The following is a 765-nucleotide window of genomic DNA, read 5'->3' as shown; positions in this document are numbered from 1 at the left end:
GGCTCTGTTGCAAAAATCGTGAAGCTTGAGCATGCTTGGCGGAGATTGGACGGACGGAACGATGACGGATTTCAAGTGGCGCCATTTCCAGGGTGATGTGATCCTGTGGGCGGTGCGCTGGTATTGTCGCTATCCGATCAGCTATCGCGACCTTGAGGAAATGCTGGCGGAACGCGGCATTTCGGTCGACCATACGACGATCTATCGCTGGGTCCAGTGCTACGCCCCGGAGATGGAGAAGCGGCTGCGCTGGTTCTGGCGGCGTGGCTTTGATCCGAGCTGGCGCCTGGATGAAACCTACGTCAAGGTGCGGGGCAAGTGGACCTACCTGTACCGGGCAGTCGACAAGCGGGGCGACACGATCGATTTCTACCTGTCGCCGACCCGCAGCGCCAAGGCAGCGAAGCGGTTCCTGGGCAAGGCCCTGCGAGGCCTGAAGCACTGGGAAAAGCCTGCCACGCTCAATACCGACAAAGCGCCGAGCTATGGTGCAGCGATCACCGAATTGAAGCGCGAAGGAAAGCTGGACCGGGAGACGGCCCACCGGCAGGTGAAGTATCTCAATAACGTGATCGAGGCCGATCACGGAAAGCTCAAGATACTGATCAAGCCGGTGCGCGGTTTCAAATCGATCCCCACGGCCTATGCCACGATCAAGGGATTCGAAGTCATGCGAGCCCTGCGCAAAGGACAGGCTCGCCCCTGGTGCCTGCAGCCCGGCATCAGGGGCGAGGTGCGCCTTGTGGAGAGAGCTTTTGGCATTGG

The 765-nt window shown here is 60.0% G+C and carries 1 protein-coding gene; it reads left to right on the top strand.

Annotation, left to right across the window (positions count from 1 at the left end; genetic code table 11):
* Nucleotides 1-61: 61 nt before the first annotated feature.
* Nucleotides 62-765, top strand: a 704-nt coding sequence (locus EGK63_RS16260) for an IS6-like element IS6100 family transposase (protein ID WP_066762835.1), incomplete at its 3' end; no start/stop codon positions are given.

Origin of the sequence: Brevundimonas sp. 357, assembly GCF_003938605.1 — a bacterium.
In the GTDB taxonomy this organism is placed as follows: domain Bacteria; phylum Pseudomonadota; class Alphaproteobacteria; order Caulobacterales; family Caulobacteraceae; genus Brevundimonas.
This window is presented reverse-complemented; position numbering and strand designations above follow the sequence as displayed.